Source organism: Candidatus Sarcina troglodytae, assembly GCF_015708635.1.
Taxonomy (GTDB): Bacteria; Bacillota; Clostridia; order Clostridiales; family Clostridiaceae; genus Sarcina; species Sarcina ventriculi.
The window spans coordinates 1,078,672-1,103,952 of sequence record NZ_CP051754.1 but is presented as its reverse complement, the minus strand read 5'-3'; the positions used below and the strand labels follow the sequence as shown (position 1 = coordinate 1,103,952).

At 25.2% G+C, this 25,281-nt stretch carries 29 protein-coding genes; 10 read left to right on the top strand and 19 right to left on the bottom strand.

The window, feature by feature from the left end:
• Positions 1-144: 144 nt before the first annotated feature.
• Positions 145-825 carry a Crp/Fnr family transcriptional regulator gene (locus HH195_RS04935; protein WP_196371788.1) on the top strand — a complete coding sequence of 227 codons (681 nt, stop codon included), beginning with the start codon at positions 145-147 and terminating at the stop codon, positions 823-825.
• 57 nt (positions 826-882) lie between these two features.
• On the opposite strand, the gene HH195_RS04930 is transcribed toward HH195_RS04935, so the two are convergent.
• A complete protein-coding gene (locus tag HH195_RS04930; protein WP_196371787.1) occupies positions 883-1,479 on the bottom strand; it encodes a sugar O-acetyltransferase in 597 nt (198 codons plus the stop codon).
• A gap of 150 nt (positions 1,480-1,629) precedes the next feature.
• Positions 1,630-1,962 (bottom strand): hypothetical protein, encoded by a 333-nt coding sequence (locus HH195_RS04925; protein WP_196371786.1) that lies wholly within the window; start codon positions 1,960-1,962, stop codon positions 1,630-1,632.
• A 236-nt stretch (positions 1,963-2,198) separates the two neighbouring features.
• Between HH195_RS04925 and HH195_RS04920 the strand changes: the two genes are divergently transcribed.
• From HH195_RS04920 to HH195_RS04905, 4 genes are all read left to right on the top strand, one after another.
• Complete coding sequence (locus tag HH195_RS04920; protein WP_196371785.1) at positions 2,199-2,948, top strand: alpha/beta family hydrolase; 750 nt, start codon at positions 2,199-2,201, stop codon at positions 2,946-2,948.
• Positions 2,949-3,032: 84 nt separating this feature from the next.
• Positions 3,033-3,314 carry an ATP cone domain-containing protein gene (locus HH195_RS04915; RefSeq protein WP_058991702.1) on the top strand — a complete coding sequence of 94 codons (282 nt, stop codon included), beginning with the start codon at positions 3,033-3,035 and terminating at the stop codon, positions 3,312-3,314.
• Positions 3,315-3,412: 98 nt separating this feature from the next.
• Positions 3,413-3,898 (top strand): HD domain-containing protein, encoded by a 486-nt coding sequence (locus HH195_RS04910; protein WP_055257481.1) that lies wholly within the window; start codon positions 3,413-3,415, stop codon positions 3,896-3,898.
• Positions 3,891-4,619: an acyltransferase gene (locus HH195_RS04905; protein WP_196371784.1), complete on the top strand. Its 729-nt coding sequence runs from the start codon at positions 3,891-3,893 to the stop codon at positions 4,617-4,619. Before HH195_RS04910 ends, HH195_RS04905 begins: the two co-directional genes overlap by 8 nt.
• Positions 4,620-4,668: 49 nt before the next feature.
• Here the strand turns inward: HH195_RS04905 and HH195_RS04900 are convergent, their stop codons facing one another.
• Together HH195_RS04900 and HH195_RS04895 are read right to left on the bottom strand one after the other, a co-directional pair.
• Positions 4,669-5,511, bottom strand: a complete 843-nt coding sequence (locus HH195_RS04900) for a hypothetical protein (protein WP_196371783.1) — start codon at positions 5,509-5,511, stop codon at positions 4,669-4,671.
• 30 nt (positions 5,512-5,541) lie between these two features.
• Complete coding sequence (locus HH195_RS04895; protein ID WP_196371782.1) at positions 5,542-6,648, bottom strand: YceG family protein; 1,107 nt, start codon at positions 6,646-6,648, stop codon at positions 5,542-5,544.
• 205 nt (positions 6,649-6,853) lie between these two features.
• Here HH195_RS04895 and HH195_RS04890 point away from each other — a divergent pair, with 205 nt between their 5' ends.
• Positions 6,854-7,141, top strand: coding sequence for an ATP cone domain-containing protein (locus HH195_RS04890; protein ID WP_112365954.1), 288 nt, complete (start codon positions 6,854-6,856; stop codon positions 7,139-7,141).
• A gap of 192 nt (positions 7,142-7,333) precedes the next feature.
• Positions 7,334-7,849, top strand: coding sequence for an SRPBCC family protein (locus HH195_RS04885; RefSeq protein ID WP_235973289.1), 516 nt, complete (start codon positions 7,334-7,336; stop codon positions 7,847-7,849).
• Between the two features lie 29 nt (positions 7,850-7,878).
• On the opposite strand, the gene HH195_RS04880 is transcribed toward HH195_RS04885, so the two are convergent.
• The 11 genes from HH195_RS04880 to HH195_RS04830 form a co-directional block, all read right to left on the bottom strand.
• Positions 7,879-8,271, bottom strand: a complete 393-nt coding sequence (locus HH195_RS04880) for a hypothetical protein (protein ID WP_196371781.1) — start codon at positions 8,269-8,271, stop codon at positions 7,879-7,881.
• Between the two features lie 20 nt (positions 8,272-8,291).
• A complete protein-coding gene (lexA, locus tag HH195_RS04875; RefSeq protein ID WP_243278546.1) occupies positions 8,292-8,918 on the bottom strand; it encodes a transcriptional repressor LexA in 627 nt (208 codons plus the stop codon).
• Positions 8,919-8,976: 58 nt separating this feature from the next.
• Entirely contained in the window at positions 8,977-9,867 is an 891-nt protein-coding gene (locus HH195_RS04870; protein WP_196371779.1) for a hypothetical protein, read from the bottom strand.
• Positions 9,868-10,032: 165 nt separating this feature from the next.
• On the bottom strand, positions 10,033-10,587 hold the full coding sequence (locus tag HH195_RS04865) for a nitroreductase family protein (protein ID WP_196371778.1): 555 nt from the start codon (positions 10,585-10,587) through the stop codon (positions 10,033-10,035).
• A 118-nt stretch (positions 10,588-10,705) separates the two neighbouring features.
• Positions 10,706-11,986 (bottom strand): methionine gamma-lyase family protein, encoded by a 1,281-nt coding sequence (locus tag HH195_RS04860; RefSeq protein ID WP_196371777.1) that lies wholly within the window; start codon positions 11,984-11,986, stop codon positions 10,706-10,708.
• A gap of 103 nt (positions 11,987-12,089) precedes the next feature.
• Complete coding sequence (gene hfq / locus HH195_RS04855; RefSeq protein WP_055257504.1) at positions 12,090-12,320, bottom strand: RNA chaperone Hfq; 231 nt, start codon at positions 12,318-12,320, stop codon at positions 12,090-12,092.
• Between the two features lie 44 nt (positions 12,321-12,364).
• Positions 12,365-13,309, bottom strand: a complete 945-nt coding sequence (gene miaA, locus HH195_RS04850) for a tRNA (adenosine(37)-N6)-dimethylallyltransferase MiaA (protein WP_196371776.1) — start codon at positions 13,307-13,309, stop codon at positions 12,365-12,367.
• Between the two features lie 14 nt (positions 13,310-13,323).
• Positions 13,324-15,312, bottom strand: a complete 1,989-nt coding sequence (gene mutL, locus HH195_RS04845) for a DNA mismatch repair endonuclease MutL (protein ID WP_196371775.1) — start codon at positions 15,310-15,312, stop codon at positions 13,324-13,326.
• A gap of 17 nt (positions 15,313-15,329) precedes the next feature.
• Entirely contained in the window at positions 15,330-18,035 is a 2,706-nt protein-coding gene (mutS, locus tag HH195_RS04840; RefSeq protein WP_196371774.1) for a DNA mismatch repair protein MutS, read from the bottom strand.
• A gap of 198 nt (positions 18,036-18,233) precedes the next feature.
• Positions 18,234-18,569 carry a YnfA family protein gene (locus tag HH195_RS04835; RefSeq protein ID WP_055257511.1) on the bottom strand — a complete coding sequence of 112 codons (336 nt, stop codon included), beginning with the start codon at positions 18,567-18,569 and terminating at the stop codon, positions 18,234-18,236.
• Between the two features lie 118 nt (positions 18,570-18,687).
• On the bottom strand, positions 18,688-18,873 hold the full coding sequence (locus HH195_RS04830; protein ID WP_055257513.1) for a DUF4177 domain-containing protein: 186 nt from the start codon (positions 18,871-18,873) through the stop codon (positions 18,688-18,690).
• Between the two features lie 198 nt (positions 18,874-19,071).
• Between HH195_RS04830 and HH195_RS04825 the strand changes: the two genes are divergently transcribed.
• Together HH195_RS04825 and pnuC are read left to right on the top strand one after the other, a co-directional pair.
• Entirely contained in the window at positions 19,072-19,536 is a 465-nt protein-coding gene (locus HH195_RS04825) for a GreA/GreB family elongation factor (protein ID WP_196371773.1), read from the top strand.
• Positions 19,537-19,646: 110 nt separating this feature from the next.
• Positions 19,647-20,456 carry a nicotinamide riboside transporter PnuC gene (pnuC, locus tag HH195_RS04820; RefSeq protein ID WP_196371772.1) on the top strand — a complete coding sequence of 270 codons (810 nt, stop codon included), beginning with the start codon at positions 19,647-19,649 and terminating at the stop codon, positions 20,454-20,456.
• Positions 20,457-20,508: 52 nt separating this feature from the next.
• On the opposite strand, the gene HH195_RS04815 is transcribed toward pnuC, so the two are convergent.
• The 3 genes from HH195_RS04815 to HH195_RS04805 form a co-directional block, all read right to left on the bottom strand.
• Positions 20,509-21,393: a metallophosphoesterase gene (locus HH195_RS04815; protein WP_196371771.1), complete on the bottom strand. Its 885-nt coding sequence runs from the start codon at positions 21,391-21,393 to the stop codon at positions 20,509-20,511.
• Between the two features lie 149 nt (positions 21,394-21,542).
• On the bottom strand, positions 21,543-22,016 hold the full coding sequence (locus tag HH195_RS04810; RefSeq protein WP_305847103.1) for a methylated-DNA--[protein]-cysteine S-methyltransferase: 474 nt from the start codon (positions 22,014-22,016) through the stop codon (positions 21,543-21,545).
• 454 nt (positions 22,017-22,470) lie between these two features.
• Positions 22,471-23,037, bottom strand: a complete 567-nt coding sequence (locus HH195_RS04805) for a PH domain-containing protein (RefSeq protein WP_055257525.1) — start codon at positions 23,035-23,037, stop codon at positions 22,471-22,473.
• 217 nt (positions 23,038-23,254) lie between these two features.
• Between HH195_RS04805 and HH195_RS04800 the strand changes: the two genes are divergently transcribed.
• Positions 23,255-23,821 (top strand): NUDIX hydrolase, encoded by a 567-nt coding sequence (locus HH195_RS04800; RefSeq protein WP_196371770.1) that lies wholly within the window; start codon positions 23,255-23,257, stop codon positions 23,819-23,821.
• Positions 23,822-23,875: 54 nt separating this feature from the next.
• Here the strand turns inward: HH195_RS04800 and HH195_RS04795 are convergent, their stop codons facing one another.
• On the bottom strand, positions 23,876-25,039 hold the full coding sequence (locus HH195_RS04795; protein ID WP_196371769.1) for a class I SAM-dependent methyltransferase: 1,164 nt from the start codon (positions 25,037-25,039) through the stop codon (positions 23,876-23,878).
• Positions 25,040-25,281: the final 242 nt, after the last annotated feature.

Genomic DNA, 25,281 nt, shown 5'->3' with positions numbered 1-25,281 from the left:
AAACATTTTAATTTTCTATATTATTTTAATTATTTACAACAACATTTATTTATGTAAGTATAACCTTTTATTTATTGGTATATGTAAATTATAATATAATTATAAAAATAATTATGTCTATTATTAGACACTTTGGAGGATTTTATGAATAATCTATACTTAAAATTAAAAAAATCTTACCTTTTTAAAGATATAGATTTAGAAATTTTAGAAAAAATATTAAAAACATTAAAATATAAAATAGTATATTTAGAGAAAAAAGAAATTTTGTTTGATGCATTTACTAATATAAACTACATAGCATTATTATTAGATGGAAAAATCTCAATTGAAAAATTATTACCATCTGGTAAATCAGTTATTATCCAAACTAAAAATCCTGGAGAAATTTTTGGTGAAGTAGCAGCCTTTTCTAACACAACTCAATATCCGTGCAATACAATAGCTAAGGAAAAATCAACTATAATATTATGGACAAGAGATTCATTCTTTCAACTTATTAAATCTAATGAAAATATTTTAAAAAATTTTTTAACATTAATTTCAAATAAAGCTTATTTTTTAAATTTAAAGGTTGAGTGTCTTTCCTTTTCTTTAGCTAAACAAAGAGTTGCATATTCTCTTATAAATGAATTTGAAATTAATAAAAATTCTTTAATAGTTTTACCATTTTCAAAAAGTACCTGGGCAGATAACTTAAACATTTCAAGAGCTTCTTTATATAAAGAATTAGAAGGGTTATTAAAAGATAGTATTATAGAAATAATAGACTCTAAAACAATAAAAATAATAGATTTTAATAAATTATATGAGATTATTAGATGATTTCATTTGTATTTTAATAAAGAGCAATTTAATTTCTTAAATTGCTCTTTACTTATGTTAATAGATGATTTCAAGAGGATTAATCTTATCTTTTTCTGTAATTTTTCTGATAACCCTACAAGGATTTCCAACAGCTATAACATTTTCTGGTATATCTTTAGTGACAACGCTACCAGCACCTATTACACTACCCCTTCCAATTGTTACTCCACCACAAACCACAGTATTTGCTCCAATCCAAACATCATCTTCTAAAGTTATTGGTTTAGATGTACATATTGCATCTTTAGTTCTTTGTTTAGAATCTATCGCATGACCAGAACATGCTAAACAAACTCCAGGTGCAATAAAAGCATTTGCTCCGATATGTACAGGTGATGTATCTAATATAGTACAATTATAATTTATAAGAGTAAACCCGTGTGTATGAATGTTAAATCCATAATCACAACGAAAAGTTGGCTCAATAGCTGTTGATGGATGACAAGTCCCAAATAACTCCTTTAAAATTTTACTACGTTTTTCATCTTCATTCGGTGAAGTTTGATTAAATTCCCAACAAAGATTTTTTGCTCTTTTTTGCACATCCAAAAATTCATCTGAATGTTTATATGCGAAACTTTTGTTTGTTTTCATCATTTCTAATATATTCATTTAATCCTCCATTTTTTAGTACATTTTATCTTATGTATTATTTTTTTAATTTTATTATACCATATATTCTTACTATATAAGATTTAACTTAAAAAAAGAGTACTCAAATATGAGTGCTCTTTTACTTTTATCACCAATAAATATTAAATATTATTTTGACATAGAACATTTAGTATTTTCTATTTCTTTTAAATATTCAGTACACACATTAACAGCCTCATCTAATGTATTATGAAGTATAATATCTCGAGCTTTAATATACTTTTGAAGAAAAATATTTTCTTCCCCTATTCCTTCCATAGCACTTGTTTCTTTAATTATATTGCTCATTCTACTATATATATCCTCACATGCATAAGCTATATCATCACCAAATAGATATTTATCTATTCTATTTAAATCTGTTAAAGCTTTTTGATAAGACCTACTCAATATATCCAATAATTTAATCTCATTACTAATCTTTACTTCTGTTGTTCTCATTATAAACTCCTCCTATTTATTGAATAATTAATAGATAAAAAATTTATTTTAGTTAATTTATAGAATTACTACTATTATTTTAAACCTAAAATTTTCTTAATTCAAGCTTATAATTATTTATTTTTTTATTCTAAAATCATAATATACACTTTATTCAAACAAACTACTTAGCTTATAATTAATATTACAAGCATATAATTAAAAATATGTAACTATACTGTAAAGGAGGATATTAAATGATTTATATTATTACTATATTTATATGTGTAATTTTCATATTATCTATAATGTTTTTTATTTGGGCTAATAGTACATATAAACCTACAATACTTGCAACCATATCTATGTTGAGTGACAATTTAGTAACCATAACTAAAGATAATAAATTTATTGTGTTTACTCCAAATAACACAACCCCTTCAAATGGTTTTATATTCTATCCTGGAGCTAAAATAAAACCAGAAGCCTATGCCCCTTTATGTAGAAAAATATGTATGGAAGGTTTTTTAGTTGTAATTGCTCCTATGACTTTAAATTTAGCAATATTTTCTCCAAATAAAGCTAAAGATATTATAAACAGATTTGACAATATAAATACATGGGCTATTGGTGGACACTCACTTGGTGGAGCTATGGCTAGCAATTATGCTTTAAAAGATTCCAAAATTAATAGCGTTGTATTTTATGCATCGTATCCAGCTAAAAATAAATTTAAAGATTATAATAAAGATGTTTTAAGTATATACGGAGATTTAGATGGCGTTGCAAAGCTAGAAAATATTAAAGGTCCAAATCTGCCTAAAAATTCTACGTTTATTGAAATTAAAGGTGGAAATCATGCTCAATTTGGAAGCTATGGAGAGCAATCAGGTGATAACAAAGCGACAATAAGTGATGAAAAACAGATAAATCTAGCTTCTAAATGTACTATAAATTTTCTAAACAATATTAATAACCCTATTGAAATGCAATATAAATTAAGTTGATTTTTTTATTAAAAAGCTAAATATACTATTTCGAAAATTACTTAAAAATCATATGATATAGTAAATGATTAAAGAGGAAATATTATGAAAGTTATAAAAAGAAATGGTTCTATATATGAGCTTAATGTAGATAAATTAAAAACAAGTATATTAAATTCAGCTAGTGATATAAATATTTTATTAACACAATCAGATATAAAACTGATAGTTAATCAAGTATTTCATATACTAAATACTATTGATAAAAATAATAAATCACGTATTACATCAACTTATGAGCTTAGAGGCATAATTCATTATGTTTTAGTTAAACATGGATTTAAAAATGTAGCTAGTTCTTATATGGATATTGATTTTAGAAAATAATTATTGGTAAGTAGTATTTAAAAGAAATCTTTTATTGCTATGAAATTATAACAATGTTATAATAACACTAATTTTTTATGCAATCGAAAGGAGTTATTATGACAGTTTCAGAAATAGTAAAAAAAATGATTGATTATTCTAAAGGAAATTTACATGATATAAATCATTTTATGAAAGTATACGCTTATGCCAAAGTTATTGGGGAGTGTGAAAATTTAGATAAAGAAACTCAAACTATATTAGAAGTCTCAGCAATAGTTCATGATATCGCTTGCCCTCTTTGCCGTGAAAAATATGGAAATACAAATGGCAAATATCAAGAAATTGAGGGCGAGATTTTAACAGCAGAATTTTTAAAAGATACAGGATATTCTGATGAGTTTATTAATCATGTAATTTTTTTAGTTGGTCATCATCATACCTTTAAAGATATTAAAGACATAGCACACCAAATTTTAATTGAAGCTGACTATATAGTTAATGCTGAAGAAAGTAAATATTCAAAATCCAATATTGAAAACACAATGAATAATATTTTCAAAACAACAACAGGTACTTCATTATTAAAATCTATTTATGGATAATAAAATAATTTTTACATTTTCTAATGGAGATGAAATAAATTATTTGGAATTAAATGATAATAAAATAAATGAATCTAATATTAATATATTAGGTAATAATAACAAAATAATTTTATTTGCCAAGTCAGAAGAGGATATTTTAAATATTTTATCAAATAAAGGATTATCTATATCAATTGTAGGTGATAATAATCTAGTTAAAATGGGTGATGTTACTTTTGGGTATAATGAAGCTTTAGGTATAAATGGTTTATCCTTGTCAATAGGTGGACCAGCAACTAATTGGATAGATCCACACGCATTAAGATATGCAAATAATTGTAAAGTTATATTAGGAAATAATATTTTAATTAATGGTGTTCGCATGTATCTTCAAGATAGCTCCTCTTCTATTACAGTTGGAGATAACTGCATGTTTAGTTGGGGAATTGATGTGTGGTGCACTGACGCTCATACCATTACAGACTTAGATGGTAATCCTCTTAATTATGGTAAAAGTATTGAAATTGGAAATCACGTATGGATTGGAAAAGATGTTAAGATTGGAAAGAATACAAAAATATCAGATGACAGCATTATTGGTTGGAACAGCTTAGTGACTAGAAAATTTGATGAATCTAATGTTATTATTGCAGGTAATCCAGCTAAAATAATTAAGAAAAACATTAATTGGAATGCTAGATGTTTAAACTGTTATGAAGATTATATGAATTTAAAATAACTAAAAAATGAAAAGGGGTTTAATCTCCTTCTCATTTTTGTTTTTATTCTTATACCATATAATAAAATAATAATATTATTACAATTATTGCTATGGCTATAAAAGCTACTGATATAACTCCATCTAATTTTTTAGGTTTTGGTACTATATTTTTCTTCATATCCATTTCATATTTATACTGTTGTGGATCTATCGTATTTTCTAGTGATTCTTGTAGCATTTTTTTAGAGTTAAATAAATTTTCTTTTTCACCATTTTTTTGTCCATGGCTTACTTTATACCTTTTTATATATCTTACATATCTAGATGGATCGTTTTTTATTAAATTTTCATTTAACATAAATTCTAAATAATTCTCTAATGTCATTGAATCATAATTAGTTTTATCTCTTGAATCATCAGAACCAAATAATATTCCATCTAAATATTTTAAACACATTTTCGTTTTAAACCATACCTCATGTGAATATCTATCTTCTTTCTTATGTTTACATAATAATCTAGTATAATTATCTAAATAATCTACCAAAGAATCTTTATCTAAAGGAGGAAATGCAGTTCTCATATATTCCATTCCTCTTATTAAATTATTTTCATATAACAGTTTAGGCTTTACTGAATCTTGATATATCTCATCTGTAACATTTATTCCTTTAGCTAAATTATACTCATATATAACATTTCTTAACTCATTTATAATATTAGAATAAATTTCTATACATTCTCTTTTTTCTTGTTCTGTGCTATATTTCTTTACATCTTTTTTTAATAAATTTTCTAATAAAGTTATTTTAATTCCTAGTTTCTCAATCGCCTCTTCATCGCTATTTAGTAAATTAACTACAAAAGCTTTATCTAAATATCTATATATTGTTTCTCCATTTCCCATCACAAGATTCCTCTCCCTCCTAAATAACTTAGACTACAAAAACAATTTCTTTTCCATCTTTTTAAATATTGCATCTGATTTTTTTAATAATTTTTTATAATCTTCAATAGATGAATCATATTTAAAATTTGTTAATCCAGCTACGATATCCTCATCTACTAAAGCCTTACCTCTTAATAATTCTCCTAATTTTTCTATATAATTTTTATTAACTTTATTATTTATTTGTGGTAATTTTAATTCTGAATATATATTTTCTGATAATACATCCATAAATCCATCATTTGCAGATGGAATAAACACTATTACATCAAATCCTATATTATGTAGGTAGCCTAAAAGTAATGCTTCATCTTTTTTTATAATTTCTTGATTTTCTTTAAACATTATTATCTTTGGTGGTATATTTGAAATTGTATAATTATTTATTTTATCTACTATACTTTGCTTTAATTTTCCTATTGATTTATATAATTCTATATATTCATATTTGTCTATATCTTTAACAATATCTTTACTCATGATATATCTGTTTAATTCTTCTACAAGGTATTTTCTAACTATTTTTGTGAATTTCCCTAAATTATCTATTATCCCATATTCTTTAACAAGTTCATCACTAGGGTTTAATATTTCATCAATATTAAACTCCTTAATTTCTTCATTAAATGGAACATAACCTTGAGTGTGTAAACTTAAAATTTTCATTAAGTTTTCATTAAGTTTTTCTTTATCTAAGCTTTTACCATTTAATTTATCTGCTATATCAATTCCATCTAATAAGCTTAAAGTAGTTTCGGCTTCATCTTCAAAAAGTTCTTTTATATTTTGTACATACATGCTATTAGAAGATGTTTTACAAAAATCTAACAATTTAGCATATCTATAAGGTTCCAAATGAACACCCTTTATTACTTCAAAAAACAATGGAATTTGCATATACTCTTTTTCACCATCATAACAAGGTCTAACTATTATAGCTTCATTTAATGCAGCTGTTATATCTTCTTCTATACACTCTAATGTAACTAGCTGTTTTTTCATATCTCTAAAATATCCTCTCTTGTAACCTAAACCTTCAGGTAAGACACATCCTTCTAAATCTTCTTGGATTTTTTTTGTTTGTGTTTTCATTTTCATCTTAAAATTCCACCTTTCTTTTTTGAAAATAAAAATTTATATAAATCGTGTGTTTTATTTCTAAAATCTTACTTTTTATTCTATTATAATATAATATCATTTTTTATCAGCCTTGTTAACTAAGAAATCAATTACAAGATTTTATTGTATGAATTTTATTTTTATGCTATAATATGTAATAATTTCAATTAACAAGGGGGATAATATGAAAGTAAGAAAAAGAAATGGTTTTATATATGATTTTGAAGTTAATAAAATAAAAACAAGCATCTTAAATTCAGCATTAAATGCAAATATTTCCTTAACAGATTCAGATATTAAATCTTTGATTAATGAAATACTGTATATAATAAATAATATTCATAAAAATAATCCAAGTCGTGTAACATCTGCTTATGAACTTAAAGGAATAGTTTATTGTGCTTTAGTTAACGAAGGTTTTAAAGATATAGCTACATCTTATATGGATACTAATTTTAGAAAATACTCTTAACCAAATTAAGAAAAAGAAGCCATAGGCATTCTATGGCTTTTTTATTCTCTAAAATTTATACTATTATTTTAGATAGTATATTACAAAAAAGTACGTTCTTGCTTTTAAGAAAATTACTGATAAAATAATATTATAATTAATTAACTTTTACATAGTATTAAAAATAATTTTGAATTAAAGGAGTAATAAAACATGATGAATGAAATTTTATGGCCAAAAAAATACTTACCAGGAACAACAGATAATTTCGTATCAAACGAAAAAATTATTAAAGATATGACTGCTGAAGAGGTATGGAAATATTTAAATAACACATCTATGTGGCCTAAATATTACAACAACTCTTCTGATATTCATTTTTATAATATATCAGGTCCCAATTTAGCTACTAATGCTAGGTTTAGGTTTAATACGTTTGGATTTAGAGTCGAAGCTGAGGTATTAGAATACATTCCACCTATAAATGGAAATCCAGCTAGAGTAGCATGGCATGGTTGGTCTGGAGAAACTGAAGACACCAAATTAGATGTATACCATGCTTGGCTTATTGAAAATATTTCCGAAGGGAGAGTTCGTATATTAACTCAAGAATCTCAAATTGGAAAACCTGCAAAAGAATTAGCTCAAACAAAACCTAATCCAATGATAAATGGACATCAAGATTGGTTGGATGGATTAGTCAATGCAACTAAAACTAATTTAAAATAAAAAAATAAGCTATGAATTTAATTCATAGCTTATTTTTTCTTTATCCTTCTAACTCCAGGATAAATTTCATCTGTCATTTCTTCTAAAATCAAATCATCATTTAAATCTATATCTTCAATATACTCAATATGCTCAAATGCATCTTCATATTCACTATCTAACTCTTTTAATTTTAACTCCCAGTCTATATCATCATCTAAAGATTCAACCTCATCATTCTCGTAAGATAATTCATCTTCTTCTATTATTGTTTCTTCTGATTCTAAATTATCATTCAATTCATATTTTTCTTCTACAATTTTTGATATTTCTTGAAGATTTATAGCTTTTGTATCTACACCTTCAAGTTCTAAACATTTACCACAATTATCACAAATTTTATCTAGTCCAATATCACAAAAATCATCATTAAAATTTTCCATCTTTTCACCTCTTATTTAAATTAAAACGTCCTAAATATGCCAACTAAAACTCCTAAAATAGAACAATCTTTAACTATTATAGGTTCCATTGAATTATTTTCTGGTTGAAGTCTTATATGATTCTTCTCTTTATAAAAAGTTTTAAGCGTAGCTTCATCATTTATAAGCGCCACAACAATTTTTCCATTATCTGCAAAATTGCATTGCTCAATTATTGCTAAATCTCCATCATTTATTCCAACATTTATCATACTGTGTCCTTGAACCTTTAATGCAAAAAGATTATTATCATGTTTTATGGAATTTAGTGAAATCTCAAAGGAGCCATCTATATTTTCAGTAGCCAAGATAGGCATACCTGCTGTTATATTTCCTACTATAGGTATTTTTAAAGTATTTATTGCATTATTATTTAATGATATTTCATTAATAACAATAGCTCTAGGTTTTGTTGGATCTCTATATATAAGACCCTTTTTTTCTAAACGCTTCAAATGCCCATGAACTGTGGATGTTGATTTTAAAGAAACTGCTTTACAGATTTCTCTCACAGATGGTGGGTATCCATTTGTTTTAGTAAATTCTAAAAGAAAATCATAAACTTCTTTTTGTTTTTCGTTAAGCTCCATCACTAATTTCACCTCCATTTTTTCCTTAATCTATAAGTATTTTAACACAGCGTAGTAAATGTGGCAAACTTACGTTCTATTTGGCAAGATTTTTAAGTTTTAATTCTAAAATACGCTTTTCTTCCTCTAAGATTTTTAAATTTAAAGCAAATGATTTTTTCTCAAGTTCTAATTCTTTATTAAAAGACTCTGTTAATTTTTTAGTTTCCTTTTCTATAATCTTATTATATTTCTTTTCTATAATTTCTATTTCGTTAGAATGCTCATTTTTAATAGCCGAAGCAAGCTCTTTATAAGATAAAACCTCTTTTTTTAGTTCATCTATTCTATTTTTTAAAAATTCAACTTCTCTATTTGTGATTTCAATTTCTGAAGCTTTGTTCTTATTTTCATTAATTTTTCTGTTTAATTCTTCTTTTAAGGAATGATTTTCTTTCTTTAAGTCTTCATTTTCAATTTTAAATTTTTTATATTCCTTAAGTCTTTCTATTTCACGTCTATTACTTTCTAATGTATCATGATTCCTAGACACTAATTGAGAAAGAGTTGATTTATCTTTTTCTAACTCCCCCTTAAAAAAAGTTAATTCTTTATTAGAAGTTTCAAGGAATTTTGTTTTTTCAAAAAGTTGTTTTTCTCTATTTTGAAGTCCCTCTATAGTTTTATTCTTTATATTAAGCTGTTTTATGTATTCATCCTTAAATCTAACTTCAGCATCTTTACTCATTTGAAGAGAAGTCAAAAATAATTGATTTATTTTATTTAAATAATCTTGAAATGATTCAATCTCAAGCTTTCTTTCAACTAAAGAAGCCTTTGAATTTTCAAGTTCGTAAAGATTTATAAGTGCTTCTAAACACTGTCCTTGACCTTTAAACTCACTAGAAGCTATATTTTTAAATTTTTCAAAAGTTTCTTCATCAACTCTAAAAGATTTTATTTTAAGTTCTTTATTTTTACTCTCCATACTTCTCCTATATGTATTACTTTATGTAATACTAAGTTTGTAATACTCATAAACAAAAGTATACATTATAATTTGTTATATTACAACACCTAATATTATTTATACAATTTATAAAAAAATCGAATACTAAGTTAATCTTAATATCCGATATTGTTTAATTATATTTTATCTGTCTACAAAACGCATTATTTCATCTATATCTTTTCTTGGTGTTGGAGATGGATGTCCATCTTCATATCCATATACAATAAGTGCAGCTACTGTTTCTTCTTGAGGTAAATTTATAATTTTAGAAATTGATTTTTCATCAATAACACCCATAATACAAGTTCCTATACCTTTTGCATGAGCTGCTAAACAAAATGTTTGACATGATATACCAGCATCAAACACTTCCCAAACATTTGCTTTTGATGTTGCATAATCATCCTTTTCTAAATCTAATTTTCCACTCTTGCCTTTAACAAAACTAAGAATTGCAACACCCTTGGCATTTTTTAAAGTATCAATATTATAAACAAATCCATTAACACCTTCAGTTGCAAGCTTTTTAATAATTTCTTCATCATCAACTAACGTATATCTTGCTATTTGATAATTTACCCAGGATGGTGCCCATCTGCTAATATCTACAATTTCCCTCATTATTTCTCTATCTACTTTTTTATCTTTAAATTTACGAATACTTCTTCTCTCTTTAATCATTTCAATTGCGTCCATTTTTTAACCTCTTTTCTTTGATTTGAGCTTTTATATTTATTTTTAGCTATTTTATTATTCATATATTTTATACTGTTGTAAAAATATTATTCATATATTTTATACTGTTGTAAAAATATTATTTATATATGTTATTTAAAGCAACTAAAACGCCTATTTTTGCATGATCAAAAGTAAGTCCTCCTTGAAGATATGCAATATAAGGTGGTCTAATTGGGGCATCAGCTGAAAGTTCTATTGAAGAACCTTGAATAAATGCACCTGCTGCCATTATTACCTTATCATTATATCCTGGCATATCCCATGGTTCACACTCAACAAATGAATCTATTGGAGAGGCTTTTTGTATACCCTTGCAAAATTTTATAAGTTTTTCCTCATCATTAAATTTAATAGCTTGGATTATATCACTTCTCTTTTCATTATATTTAGGTAATACTTCAAATCCTGAAAGTTCCATAACTCTCGCACAAAATACTGCACCTTTAACAGCCTCAATAGCTATGTGAGGAGCTAAGAATAATCCTTGAAACATTTGTCTCATAACTCCAAATGTTGAACCACATTCTCCACCTATTCCTGGTATAGTTAATCTATATGATGCTTGATCTACATATTTAGCTTTTCCAACTATATATCCACCAGTTGGGGCAATCCCTCCACCTATATTTTTAATTAAAGAACCTGCCATAAGGTCAGCACCTACATCTGTTGGCTCTTTAGTATCTATAAGTTCACCATAGCAGTTATCAACAAAAACTATGACATCATCTCTTATAGATTTTACCTCTTTTATAGCTTCTCCAAGTTCATCAACTAGAAATGAATTTCTCCAACCATATCCTGTTGATCTTTGCATATGAACAAGTTTTATAGATTTATCTTCTTTGAGAATCTCTTTAACTTTTTCAATATCTATTTTTCCATTAAGTAAGTCTACTTGCTTATAATTGACTCCATATTCCTTTAAAGAACCTATACTTTCATCACAGTTTATTCCTATTATATTGTGAAGTGTATCATAAGGAGTTCCTGTTATAGTTAACATTGTATCATTAGGTCTTAGATTTCCTATAAGAGCTGCCCCAATTGCATGAGTACCATTTACAAAGTGAGGTCTAACTAAAGCTTTTTCACAATTAAACACTTTTGCGTAAACTAAGTCTAAAGAATCACGTCCTATATCTCCATATCCATAGCCAGATGAATTTGTAAAATGACTATCTGATATCCTTTCTTCTTGGAAAGCTCTTAAAATTTTAAGTTGATTAAATTCACGTATCTTATCATACATCTTAAATTCTTCTTCTACATCTTTAATAGCTTTTTCATAAATATTTAAAGTTTCATCACTAAATCTATAAGTTTTTTTTAAAAGTTCTATAGTTTCTTTTAGCATATTTTTTTCTAATCCTCCGAGTAGTTTTATTATTCTTATATTATCATAGGCAAAAAAATTAGGCAAATTATAAAAATAATTTGCCTATTACTGTTATTAACTATTATTGTTCATTATTAAATAGTATTTGTTTAGCTGGTGATATAGTGCTTATTGCATGTTTATAAACTAATTGTTGTCTTCCTTCACTATCTAAAACAACCGTAAAACTATCAAATCCCTTTACATAACCTTTCAGTTGAACACCATTTACTAAAAATATAGAAACATGTATTTTATCTTTTCTAGCATTGTTTAAGAAAATATCTTGTAAATTGTTTACTGCTTTATTCATGAAATATAACCTCCAACTAATAATGTGTTATAACTATTATAAACCTAAGATTTTTTTATGTCACCAATAATTTTAGTAATTATTTCTTTATCATTCATAAAATCATCCTTATTTATAAAAATAGCTCTCGGGTCTTTTCTAAACCATGTTAATTGTCTTTTAGCATAATTTCTACTTCCTTGTTTAATCATTTCTATAGCTTCTTCAAATGATATTTTATTATCTAAATAATATAATAGTTCCTTATAACCAATGCCTTTCATAGATTGCATATCTGCTATAAGTCCCATATTTTTCAAAGATTTTACTTCTTCTAAAAGACCTTTTTCAAGCATCATATCAACCCTCTTGTTTATTCTACAATAAAGTTTTTCTCTATCCATATTAAGAACATAATAATATATATTATACGGACTTTCATAAATATTATTCTGGTCTTCTTTAAAAGAACTAAATGGCTTATTCGTTATTTTATAAACTTCTAAAGCTCTTATAACTCTTTTTAAATTATTAAAATGGATTGAATTAAAACTTTCTATATCAATATCATAAAGCATGTTATGAACATACTGATTTCCCTTTTCTTTAGCTAAATTATAAAGATATTCTCGATATTTTTCATCTTTTGAACTTTCTGTAAAATCCATATTGCATATTAAAGAATTTATATAAAGGCCTGTACCTCCAACTAATATTGGTAACTTGCCTCTTGATTGGATATCCTCTATTTTTGCTTTTGCTAAATCCTTAAACTCAGATACACTAAATTCTTCTTTAGGTTCTAAAAAATCTATTAGATAGTGAGGAATTCCTTGCATTTCTTCTTTTGTTATTTTAGCAGAACCAATATCCATGTATTTGTAAATTTGCATTGAATCTGTTGAAATTATCTCTCCATTTAATTCCTTTGCTAGAGAAACTGATATGTCACTTTTTCCAACAGATGTAGGACCTGCAATTATTAAAAGATTGTTATTTTTTATAGTCATTTTTAAGTTTCTCCTTACAGTATTCTTTTAAATTTTTTATCCAAATCGTAACTTGTAAATTTTATAATGGTAGGTCTTCCATGAGGACAGTTAAACGGATCATCTAAATATCGTAAATCATCTATGAGTTTTTCCATTTCTAATACATTTAAGACATCATTTGCTTTAACAGCCGCTTTGCATGCAAGTGATGCTATTTTGTTAAATTTAACTTCAGTTGTCTTCCCAGAACCTAAATTTCTTAAATTATTAATTATAGATAAAAATAATTCTTTTGCATTTAATTTTCCTAGAAAATATGGAACTTCACTAATTCTTACTGAATCATCACCAAATTCCTCTGCTTTAAAGCCAGCTTCTTTGAAGACTTCTTTATTTTCAATAAAGTATGCAAAATCATCTAATGTAAGTTCTAAAAGTATTGGAAGTACCAATGGCTGAATTTCCACCTTAGCTTCTTCAATACTTTTCTTATATTTTTCAAAATAAACTTTTTCATGAGCTGCATGTTGGTCTATTAAGTACATAACTGAATCATATTCTGCTATTATATAAGTTTTATTAAATTGTCCTATTACTTTAAGCTTTGGAAATTTTGCTTTTTTAGTGAATATTTTATCTTGTTTTGATTCTTTGAGTTCATAGCTATCTCTAGATTTTATATCATAAATTATGTTTTCTTTATCCTTATTAGTAGCATATAAACTAATTGGTGAATATTCTTCCAAAGCATTATCACTTAAAATAACATTTTCTAAATTTTCTTTTATTATATTTGAATTTTCAATGTTCTTTTCTAAATCTTGCTCAGCACTAAAATAATCATCTTTTTTTACTGAATTATAATAACTTAAATCATTTGGTTGTTTACTTGTTTTTTCATAATTCGATTTTGAGATAATTTCTTTTAATGAATTTAATTTATCTATTTCACTATCTAAAGATAATTGGTTTACTTCAAACTTATTTATTTTAAAAGGTGTTTCTTCCTCTTCAATATTAAATTCACCTTCTATACTTTTTCTTAAAGCTGTATGTATAGCATCAAACACAGTCTTAAAAACAAATCTTTCATCTTTAAAACGTATTTCCGATTTTGTAGGGTGAATATTTACATCAATAAGTTCTGGATAAATTTCTATAAACATTATATAGAAAGGAAACTTATTTGTTACATTAAAGGATTTAAAGGCATTTTCAACAGCCACATTTATTGCTTTATTTTTAATATATCTTTTATTTACAAACATTATCTCATTATTTCTAGAACCTCTAGCTAAAGTTTCATTTCCTATATATCCATAGACTGATATTGTATCTTTGTGTTCTTCAAAATATGTTACATTCTCTGATGTTTTTTTATCATAAACACTCCTTATAGTATCTAACAAGTTACCATTTCCGTAAGTATTTACTGACTTTTTGTTGTTATTGAATAATTTAAAAGAAACATCTGGATTTGCTAAAGCTAATTTATTTACTAAATCTACGATTAAACTTCCCTCTCTTGTAGTTGTTTTTAAAAATTTCAATCTAGCTGGAATATTAAAAAATAAATCTCGAACTTCCATTTGCGTTCCTTTTGAAATTGGGGAATCTAAAAAACTAACTTCCTCTCCTGTGTTTAAAATCAACTCTTTTCCAATATTACATTCTTTGTACTTACTCTTTATATTAACTTTAGAGACAGAAGCAATACTTGGTAATGCTTCACCTCTAAATCCTAATGTATTTATAGAAAATATATCATCAACACAACTTATCTTACTTGTTCCATGAGGTGTAAAAGCTTTTTTTAAATCTTCTATATGAATACCATATCCATCATCAATAACTCTTATAAGTTTTTGTCCACCTTCTTGTATTTCAATTGTTATATTTTTAGCCTCTGCATCTAATGAATTTTCTACAAGCTCTTTAACAACAGATACAGGTCTTTCAACAACTTCTCCTGCAGCAATTTTATTTGAGGTTTGTGCATCTAAAATATTTATTCTTGCCAAAATTTAAAACCTCCTTTTTAAATAAGTTTTTTAGCTTCCTTTATAAAATTATACAGTTTATTCATAGCTTCCATAGGATTTAAACTTAAAACATCAGTATCTGCAATTTCATTTAAAAAGCTATCTTTTGCAATAGAATTAAAATCTAATTGAAGTCCACCATCTATAAAATTATCTTTTCTTTTTTTATGTTTTATTTCATGTTCTTTAACATCTGATTGTTGTTTATCATATAAAATAGAATCCTTCTCACAAGAAACCTCTTTACTAATTTTATCTTCTATAATATCTGTTTTTAAATTATTTTTAGGAGAATTTGCTTCTAATGTTTTTAAAATCTCTTTTGCTCTATCTATAACAACATTTGGTATTCCAGCAAGTTTTGCAACTTCTATACCATAAGATTCATCAGCTCCACCTGCAACTATCTTTCTTAAAAATATTATGGAATTTTCAACTTCTTTTACTTGAACTGAGTAGTTTTTAACACCACTTATTTTTCCCTCAAGGCTTGTAAGTTCATGATAGTGAGTTGCAAAAAGTGTTTTACATTTTAAATCATTATTTGAACATATATACTCTATAACAGACCATGCTATACTAAGCCCATCATAAGTGCTAGTACCACGCCCTACTTCATCTAATAAAACTAAGCTATTTTTTGTAGCATTTTTCAAAATATTAGAAACTTCCCACATCTCAACCATAAATGTGCTTTTTCCACCTGCTAAATCATCAGATGCACCTATTCTTGTAAATATCTTATCAACAATACTTATATTACAACTAGAAGCTGGTACAAAACTTCCTATTTGACACATTAAAGTTATTATGGCAACTTGACGCATATAAGTTGATTTTCCTGCCATATTAGGTCCTGTTATTATTAAAAGTTGTTCATCATCTCTATTTATGAATGTATCATTTGAAACAAATTCGCCTTTTTCAATTACATTTTCAACAACAGGATGTCTTCCATCTTTAATTTCGATAAAACCTTTATCATTAAGATTTGGTTTAATATATCCATTTTCTAAAGCAACATACGCCAAATTACTTATACAATCTAAATTTGCTATAGTTTTAGCTGTTAATTTCAATCTATCTATTTGTTCTTCAACTCTATTTCTTATATCAACAAAAACATCATATTCAATAGAAACCAATTTTTCACTAGCACCTAATATTTTTTCTTCCATTTCTTTTAATTCTTGTGTTATATATCTCTCAGCATTAGATAATGTTTGTTTTCTTATATATCTTCCCTCAGGAATTAGGTTAAAATTCGCTTTGGATATTTCTATATAATATCCAAATACTTTATTATAACCAACTTTTAAAGACTTTATACCCGTAACTTCTCTTTCATTAGCCTCTAAAGTTGATATCCAATTTTTCCCGTTCGTTTTAGCCTCTCTAAGTTCATCTATAATTTCATTAAATCCATCCTTTATGATATCTCCATCTTTAATAGTTAAAGGAGGTTCATTTGAAATTGATTCCTCTAAAAGAGAGTAAATATCTCGAAGCTCATCTAAACTATTATAATATTCATTTAAAAGCTTAGAATTAGTATCTTTTAAAATTGACTTAATATTTGGTATTTTGTCAATGGATGATTTTAAAACAATCAAGTCTTTAGCATTCACATTTTTATTTGAAATTTTCCCCAATATTCTTTCTATATCATAAATATCATCTAAAGCTTCCCTTAAATTATCATTTAAATAAATATTACTAAAAAGTTCATAAACTCCGTCTAATCTTTCTTGAATTTTTTCTTTGTTTATAAGTGGTTCTTCAATCCATCTTCTTAAATTTCTACTCCCCATAGATGTCTTTGTTTTATCTAAAACCCATAAAAGAGAACCTTTTTTAGTATTTTCTCTTAAATTTTCTGTAAGTTCTAAATTACGCCTAGTATTTAAATCTATAGTCATATAATCCTTAATATTATAAACAGTTATTTTATTTATGTTACTTAAACTTATCTTTTGAGTATCTAAAATATACTTAACAAGTGCTAAAGATGCTTTATAGGTAAGAGGGGTTAACTTATCTTTGTCTTCTTTAAATTGCATATCCAAAATAGAATTTTCATCATCTTTAAAATATGTTATCCCCTTTTTAGTAACTAAAGCTGGAACAGTAAATTTTATATCACGAATTAATTCTTCTTTTAAAGTTTCACAGATTATTATTTCTTTAGGAGTAAATTTAGATATCTCATCTAAAATTAGAGAATCACTAGTTAAAAAAGTTTCTGTAGTTAAAAATTCTCCTGTTGAAATATCAGTGACTGCTATTGAAAAATTATTATTTTCTTCATCTAAATATATAGACATTATATAATTATTTTTACCATCATCAATAAAAGAATCATCTATATAAGTTCCTGGCGTTATAATCTTTATAACATCTCTTTTAACTATTCCCTTAACGCTTTTAGGATCCTCTACTTGTTCACAAATTGCAACCTTATATCCTTTAGAGATTAATCTTCCTATGTAAGAATTAGCTGCATGAAATGGAATCCCACACATAGGAGCCCTATTTTCTAATCCGCAATCCCTACCTGTTAAAACAAGTTCTAATTCTCTTGATGCAATTTCTGCATCTTCAAAAAACATTTCATAAAAATCTCCAAGTCTAAAAAATAAGATACAATCTTTATAGTTTTCCTTTATCTCAAAATATTGCTTCATCATTGGAGTTAAACCCAATTTAAACCACCATCCTTATATATAAACAGCCTACGCTAAGCTTTTAAAATTCTACTATTTAAAAATTATACTACATTTAGAGTTTAATAAAAAGTCATAGCATTTAATGTATTTTTTATCTTTTTATTTTTACTAAAAAAAACAAACACACTTAAGACTATGTAAGTGTGTTCTTTATATAAAAAAATAATCTATAAATTATCCTCTAGGTGCATACATTATAATAGCACTTCCAATCAAAGCAATTATTCCACCTAATATATCAAATTTGTCAGGAACTATTTTTTCAACCTTCCATCCCCATAAAATTGAAAGTACAATAAAAATTCCTCCATAGGCTGCATAAATTTTCCCAAAACTATCCGTTTTAGGTTGAAATGTTGGTATTATTCCGTACAATATTAAAATAATCCCTCCCAAGATTGCAAACCAAAATGTTTTACCTTCTCTAAGCCAAAGCCAAATAAGATATCCACCTCCTATCTCAAATATTCCAGCTATTATAAAATAAATAATAGACTTTATAATTCCCATATGTACTACTCCTTAAAATTTTATTAGATTAATATAAAGTGTAAAATATATGTACTTTAAAATCAAATATAAGATTTTAATTTTTAACTAGTGTTATTTTTTAACACTAGTGTGTTTTCTAATCAATTGTTTTTTCAAAAATCAAATCAAATTTCGTTGGTGATCCAAATGTCGGGTCAAATTTTGTTGGTATTGCACTTATAAATCTCCATCCTTCTTTACTATAAGATTCTATAATTTCTCTATGATTAGCTTGTTTTATCATATTTTTACTGTTAGCTTCAACACAAAGATACTTATACATTTTAAAAACCCCCTAATTTTAAAATATAAATTATACTACTTAAAACAATCTTATTTACAATTATTATAACAATAATATATATATTTATTGTAAATTTTTAATTAATTTACCATTAACATTTTTTTAAATAAAATTTTTTATGACCACATTATTTAATGATATAATATAAAATAATGTATATTAATGGAGGTAAATTTCATGAATAAAAAATTAACAGAAAAAAATTTAAAAAAATTAAGAGATGAATTAGATTACAGAATGACAGTAAAGAGAGCTGAAATAGCAAAAGAAAAATTAATCGCAGCGGCTCACGGTGACAGATCAGAAAATGCTGAATACAAGGCGGCTTGTGAAAATTATAGAGAAAATGACAACAGAATTCAGTACTTATTAAACATGATTTCAACTGCAATTATAGTTGATGATAATAGTTTAGATAAATCCTTTTTAGGCATAAACGGAAAAGCTAGAATTAAATTTATAGAAGATGATTTTGAAGATACCATCACTCTTGTAACTACCTTAGATGTAGATCTTGAAAACATGTGTATAAGTGTTGAATCTGATTTAGGTAAAGCTTTAAGTGGTAAGAAAGTTGGAGATATAGTTGAAGTTGATGCTCCAGGTGAAAAATATACTGTTGAAATCTTAGAAATACTATAATTTTTCACAGTAGTATACTAATAAAAAATTATAAATATTTACTTATATCCTCGTTAGTGATAAGATATATGTAAAGACATATATCTTATCACTAACGAGAGGAAATACAAATGAAATTTTTTAAAAACTTTTCACCATTTCAAAAAATATTTTTTTTATTTTTTTATATTTGCAGTATAATAACTTTTTTTCTTCCTGCCTTTATTCCAGGAGGTAATTTATCTAGCGTAATAACTATTATAGGACTAATAGGTTTAGTTTGTACTCTCTCTGGAGTTCTTGTATCCATATATACCGCCAAAGCTCACATTATAGGATATATTTGGTGGATGATAAATGCAGTAACAACAGGGATTATTGGTCTTTATAATGATTTATATGGACAATTTATATTAAATATATTTATAACATTACCTCTTCTTATCTATGGGTTCATAGCTTGGAAAAAAAATATGGCTTTAAACAAATCTAAGGATATTATCATTAGAAAATTCAATTTAAAACAACTAATAATTGCACTCATATGTTCTATTATTATATGGATTGTTTACGGATTGTTTTTAACTTTTCTTCCTCAAATAGCTTATAACATATTTAATATACATATTTCAAAAGACCCTCAAATAATACTAGATTCATTTACATGTGTAATGACAATAATGGCTACATATTTAACGGGAAAAAGATTTATTGAGCAATGGATTTTCTGGATTGTATTTAATTCAATTTCTATAATAATGTTTATAATACAAAGTATTGGAGTTAGTATAACTAATCCTTCAATGTTGGTAGCAGATTTTTCTGATATATTATCTCTTCTTCAATACATTATTGGAGTAACTTATGGATATATTTTATGGAGAAAAATGATGAAAAAAGAACATGAATTAAATCATTGTTTAAATAAAACCACTATATAACAAATAAAAAAATAGTTACTATACAAATTAATTATAGTAACTATTTTTTTATTTAATTTGACAAAATTGTTAAAATCATTTCTGGTCCATTAAGTATTCTAACTGGCATACTTGAATTTCCAAGTCCTCTATTAACTATCATTATAGAATTATTTTTTATATAAAATCCTTCTTTGTATTTAGGTAAAAATGAAATTTCAGGAGACAATAATCCTCCTACAAATGGTAATCTAATACCTCCACCATGAACATGTCCAGAAAATATCAAATCGCTTCCCCAATTCGCATAAGCTTCAAAATTAAGCGGATTATGTGCTAAAAGAACATTAAATTCCTTCAAATTAGGTTTTCCTATAAGATTTTCTATAAACTCACTTTTAAGTTCAATCTTTTCATCTCTATCACTATTAAATCTTCTTCTATAAAACATCATAGGAAGAGTTAAACCATAAATATTAATTTTTTCATTACCTCTGTCTATTGATACCATTTCATTATCCAACAAACAAACACCTAATTTTTTTATTTTTTTCAAATAATCTTCAATCCATATCCTGTCTGATAATTTAGATACTCTAAGAATGGTTTCATGATTTCCCAAAGAATAATATATCGGATATTTATTAACTAATTCATTACATAATTTATAAAATGATTCATTTACATCTAAACTTGTACTAAACATATCTCCAGTTGCAATTATTATATCAGGATTAATTTTATTAATTTTCTTTATAAGTCTAATATTGTTGTTTCCAAATTCTTTACAATGCAAATCAGATAATTGAAGTATTTTAAAATTCACAAAATTTTTCGGAACTTTATTTGATTTTACAACTATTTCACTTACCGATATTTGATAATTATCATAAGCTATGTATGTAGCAAGACCTAATGTTAACATACTAGTAAGCATTGAATAATTTTTAAGCTTCATATAAACTACATCCTCTCTATAATTATTCTATGATTAATCTTACTATATTATATTTTAAGACAAATTTCTATATTTAATTAATGTTAATTTTATTAAATATATATTTATTCAACCATTAATATTCAAGAAAGAAAAGATACACTTTCATTTTATTTATTTTTTCTCTCTAGTTCTAAAAGCTTTATCTTTATATCTAATCCTCCAGCATAACCAATTAATTTCCCATTGCTTCCTATAACTCTATGACATGGAATAAATATTGGCAATGGATTTTTATTATTCGCATTTCCAACTGCCCTTGAGGCGTTCTCATTTCCGATATTTTTGGCAATATCTTTATAACTACAAGTTTTTGCATAAGGAATATTTAAAAGAGCCTTCCATACTTTATTTTGAAAGCTAGTCCCATTTAATCTTAAGGCTAAATCAAATTTTTTTCGTTTTCCCTCAAAATATTCTTCTAATTGTTTTTTAGCCTTTTTTAATAATGGCGTTTCAAATTCCCTAACATCCTTAATATTTGTAATTTCTTGTTCTTTAAAACACAATTTTATAATAGTATTTTCCTCTTCTACTATTATAAGATTTCCAATAGGTGATTTATAATAAATCATATTTTTCATAATTAATTGCTCCTATAATTAAAATTTATTCAATAATAAATAAAGAACTATACCAAAAGGATTAAAGCAATTTAAATCAAAATGCATTTATATTGTATAGTTCTAAACTTATGTATATTATATTTTTATATTTATGTTTTATTTAAGTAAGAAATTTCCCATGAAAAACTGTATTATATATAAATAGTCCAAAAAATACAATTGCTAAACATATATAAAATACTATTAATATTTTTCTAACTGTTTTTCTGGTATCTACTCTTCTATTTAGAATAAGTAAGATAATCATCATTATACAAAATAAACATATTGCTAAATACCAAAGTCCCATTTGTTTTTTCCTTTCTTTATTATCACTGCTACAATTAACGTAAATATTCCAAATACCCACTATAATATTATATAATTAATCTTTATAAATTCAATATAATTATATAAATCTGTCTATTTTATATTAATAATGTAATTGAGCCAAAAGTTCTAATTTCTGTTTTTCAAATTCATCTTCACTTAAAGCCTTCATTTCATAAAGTTCATTTAATGCTCTTAGCTTTACAGCTACTACCTTTTCATTTTCTGTAAGTTCATTACTAACATTATTCTTATTTTTTATTTCTAATATAATTCTACTGATTTTACCATAAATGTTATTGGCCTCTGGCTTTGAAATAGCGATTTTTAATTTTTCATTAAAAGCTTCTATTGTTATTACACCATATATAAGTCCTATTTTAAGTGTAATATTGCTTAAATCTTCATATTTAAGTTCCTCAATCACTTTACTAACTAAATTTTTATGAGCCATAATTATTCTTTCATTCGTTAAAGCATATGTAAATCCACTATCATAATTTTTTAAGGGTTTATAATCATGAATTCCCATAAATGTAATTAATACATTTTCATTTTTATGCAACTGTTTTTCAATTATAGAAAAATTTTTTATTGCATTTGTTTTACTAATTCCACTTGAGAATCTATTATCTACACAGTATTTATACATTTCTTCAGCTGTTTTCATCTCGTCCTCCAAATAAATTTTTTAATTATAGTCAATACTTTTGAAACTTTTTATTATAATTATACTACCGATTTTATAAAAAACCATTACATATATATATTAATCACAATAAATTCTCTTTATTTAATCATATAACCTAATATTATTGAAACCATCTGTATAATTTTATAAAATATCTATAATTAATAAATAATTTTATATTTAAGGAGAATAAATAATGGATAATGCTTTTATTGAAGATATAAAAAATTATAAACCTTATAATATACAAGAAAAAAATGATAAAGAACTTATATTACTAGCTGTTAATAATTTTAATAATTTATTCACTAGAGAAAACCCCATACTGCATTTTACTTCATCTGGATATATAATTAACAAGACTCGTGATAAGGTCTTAATGATATATCATAAAATTTATAATTCTTGGGCATGGACAGGAGGTCACAATGATGGCGATACTAATTTTTTAAGAGTAGCTATAAAAGAAGCTCAAGAAGAAACAGGATTAAAAAATATAAACGCAATTTCTGATAATATATTTTCCATAGATGTATTAACTGTAAATGGTCATATAAAGAAAAATAAATTTGTCTCAGCACATCTTCATTTAAATATAACTTATCTTTTAGAAGCCTGTGAAAATGATGAACTTATCATAAATAAAGAAGAAACAAAAGGAGTTAAATGGATTTCCATTGCAGAACTAGACAAGTATTGTAGCGAAAAGCATATGATTGATAATGTTTATAGCAAACTTAATGATAAAATAAATAAACTTTAACAATGTAAATAATATGCTATGGGTAGAAGAGGAAGCATAAATTAGCTTCCTTATTTAAATTAATCCATCATCTTGCAATAAATTAAATAATGTCGGACTTAAATTAAAATTCTCCATTAATGATTTTACTTCATTTAAAGCTTTTTCTCTTTTTTCTTTCGATATTTTTGCCTTTGATGCTCTTATTAAAATATTTTTAGGTGAATGAGAAATATCAATAAATTCTAAAAGTTGAGTTTTATATCCTAGAACTTCTAAAAGATTAGCTCTAACTGAATCTGTCATAAGAGCAGCTACTCTCTCTTGTACTATTCCATATTTAGTTAATATAGATAATTTATCACTCTTTATTTGTTTATTAAATTCATGTTGACAGCAAGGAACTGAAAATATCATTTTAGTATCCCATTTAATAGCATTATATAAAGCATAATCTGTCGCTGTATCACAAGCATGAAGTGTTATGACCATATCAACTTTGTTATTAAATTTAAAACCATTTATATCTCCAAGCTCAAAATGAAGATTATTATAGTTATATCTCTTAGCTATCTCATTACATTTTTTAATAACATCTTCCTTAAGATCTAGTCCAATTATTTTAACATCTATATTTTTTATCTTAGTAAAATAATAATAAACTATAAAGGTTAAATAAGATTTACCACAACCAAAATCTAAAATTGTAAGTTTTTTTAAATCTTTATTTTTAACCTCATCATCTATAATTTCTATAAACCTATTTATCTGTTTGTATTTATCATATTTACTATTAATAACCTTTCCATCTTTAGTGAAAATACCTAAATCTATAAGCGGTTCTATAATCATTCCTTCCTTAAGAATATAATTTTTCTCCTTATTATGAGACTTTTTAACCAAAGATTCATTATCTGATTTTTTCTTATTTAAAAGAATTTTTCCTTTTTTAGATATCTTAATATCAAAAGTAAAATCTTCAGTCCAAACCCCTGCTTGTTTATAGTTTTCTTCTAAATAGAATAAAACTTGTTCTTTTAATTCATTAAATGTTATATTTTCATGAAAAACTTGTTTATCAGTATATTTTTCTATCTGATAAAATTCACCTTTTAAATTTTCCTTAAGAGAAAATTTTATTTTATTGTATTTAAAATCTTTATTTTTTTTATTACTTAAAACTATTTTTATAACTTTTGAAGAAGTTATTTCATCTATTATATTTTTTAATTCTTTCATTTATCTTTATCACCTTATCATTTATATTTTAACTATATTTATAATACATTAAATTATAAAAATAAACAAAACATCTTTATAAAATACCTTAAATGTTTTATCTAAACAAATGTAATATTAATATTACGCATTGTTAAATTTTTTTAACATTTATCTATTATAACGTTTTCAAAACCCTAAATGTTAACACAATCTTTAAAATTATTCCAAAAAATACTTATTAGGCTATAAATACATTTTAT

What these genes read in the sequence shown, in the direction of transcription:
- HH195_RS04935 (WP_196371788.1), top strand. Translation starts at nt 145, where the DNA reads ATGAATAATCTATACTTAAAATTAAAAAAATCTTACCTTTTTAAAGAT.
- HH195_RS04920 (WP_196371785.1), top strand. Translation starts at nt 2,199, where the DNA reads ATGATTTATATTATTACTATATTTATATGTGTAATTTTCATATTATCT.
- HH195_RS04870 (WP_196371779.1), bottom strand. Translation starts at nt 9,867, where the DNA reads ATGGAGAGTAAAAATAAAGAACTTAAAATAAAATCTTTTAGAGTTGAT.
- HH195_RS04925 (WP_196371786.1), bottom strand. Translation starts at nt 1,962, where the DNA reads ATGAGAACAACAGAAGTAAAGATTAGTAATGAGATTAAATTATTGGAT.
- HH195_RS04880 (WP_196371781.1), bottom strand. Translation starts at nt 8,271, where the DNA reads ATGGAAAATTTTAATGATGATTTTTGTGATATTGGACTAGATAAAATT.
- HH195_RS04885 (WP_235973289.1), top strand. Translation starts at nt 7,334, where the DNA reads ATGATGAATGAAATTTTATGGCCAAAAAAATACTTACCAGGAACAACA.
- HH195_RS04825 (WP_196371773.1), top strand. Translation starts at nt 19,072, where the DNA reads ATGAATAAAAAATTAACAGAAAAAAATTTAAAAAAATTAAGAGATGAA.
- HH195_RS04805 (WP_055257525.1), bottom strand. Translation starts at nt 23,037, where the DNA reads ATGAAAACAGCTGAAGAAATGTATAAATACTGTGTAGATAATAGATTC.
- HH195_RS04905 (WP_196371784.1), top strand. Translation starts at nt 3,891, where the DNA reads ATGGATAATAAAATAATTTTTACATTTTCTAATGGAGATGAAATAAAT.
- HH195_RS04800 (WP_196371770.1), top strand. Translation starts at nt 23,255, where the DNA reads ATGGATAATGCTTTTATTGAAGATATAAAAAATTATAAACCTTATAAT.
- hfq (WP_055257504.1), bottom strand. Translation starts at nt 12,320, where the DNA reads ATGAATAAAGCAGTAAACAATTTACAAGATATTTTCTTAAACAATGCT.
- miaA (WP_196371776.1), bottom strand. Translation starts at nt 13,309, where the DNA reads ATGACTATAAAAAATAACAATCTTTTAATAATTGCAGGTCCTACATCT.
- HH195_RS04860 (WP_196371777.1), bottom strand. Translation starts at nt 11,986, where the DNA reads ATGCTAAAAGAAACTATAGAACTTTTAAAAAAAACTTATAGATTTAGT.
- HH195_RS04890 (WP_112365954.1), top strand. Translation starts at nt 6,854, where the DNA reads ATGAAAGTAAGAAAAAGAAATGGTTTTATATATGATTTTGAAGTTAAT.
- HH195_RS04810 (WP_305847103.1), bottom strand. Translation starts at nt 22,016, where the DNA reads ATGAAAAATATGATTTATTATAAATCACCTATTGGAAATCTTATAATA.
- pnuC (WP_196371772.1), top strand. Translation starts at nt 19,647, where the DNA reads ATGAAATTTTTTAAAAACTTTTCACCATTTCAAAAAATATTTTTTTTA.
- lexA (WP_243278546.1), bottom strand. Translation starts at nt 8,918, where the DNA reads ATGGAGGTGAAATTAGTGATGGAGCTTAACGAAAAACAAAAAGAAGTT.
- HH195_RS04895 (WP_196371782.1), bottom strand. Translation starts at nt 6,648, where the DNA reads ATGAAAATGAAAACACAAACAAAAAAAATCCAAGAAGATTTAGAAGGA.
- HH195_RS04910 (WP_055257481.1), top strand. Translation starts at nt 3,413, where the DNA reads ATGACAGTTTCAGAAATAGTAAAAAAAATGATTGATTATTCTAAAGGA.
- HH195_RS04865 (WP_196371778.1), bottom strand. Translation starts at nt 10,587, where the DNA reads ATGGACGCAATTGAAATGATTAAAGAGAGAAGAAGTATTCGTAAATTT.
- HH195_RS04930 (WP_196371787.1), bottom strand. Translation starts at nt 1,479, where the DNA reads ATGAATATATTAGAAATGATGAAAACAAACAAAAGTTTCGCATATAAA.
- HH195_RS04830 (WP_055257513.1), bottom strand. Translation starts at nt 18,873, where the DNA reads ATGTATAAGTATCTTTGTGTTGAAGCTAACAGTAAAAATATGATAAAA.
- HH195_RS04815 (WP_196371771.1), bottom strand. Translation starts at nt 21,393, where the DNA reads ATGAAGCTTAAAAATTATTCAATGCTTACTAGTATGTTAACATTAGGT.
- HH195_RS04795 (WP_196371769.1), bottom strand. Translation starts at nt 25,039, where the DNA reads ATGAAAGAATTAAAAAATATAATAGATGAAATAACTTCTTCAAAAGTT.
- HH195_RS04835 (WP_055257511.1), bottom strand. Translation starts at nt 18,569, where the DNA reads ATGGGAATTATAAAGTCTATTATTTATTTTATAATAGCTGGAATATTT.
- HH195_RS04915 (WP_058991702.1), top strand. Translation starts at nt 3,033, where the DNA reads ATGAAAGTTATAAAAAGAAATGGTTCTATATATGAGCTTAATGTAGAT.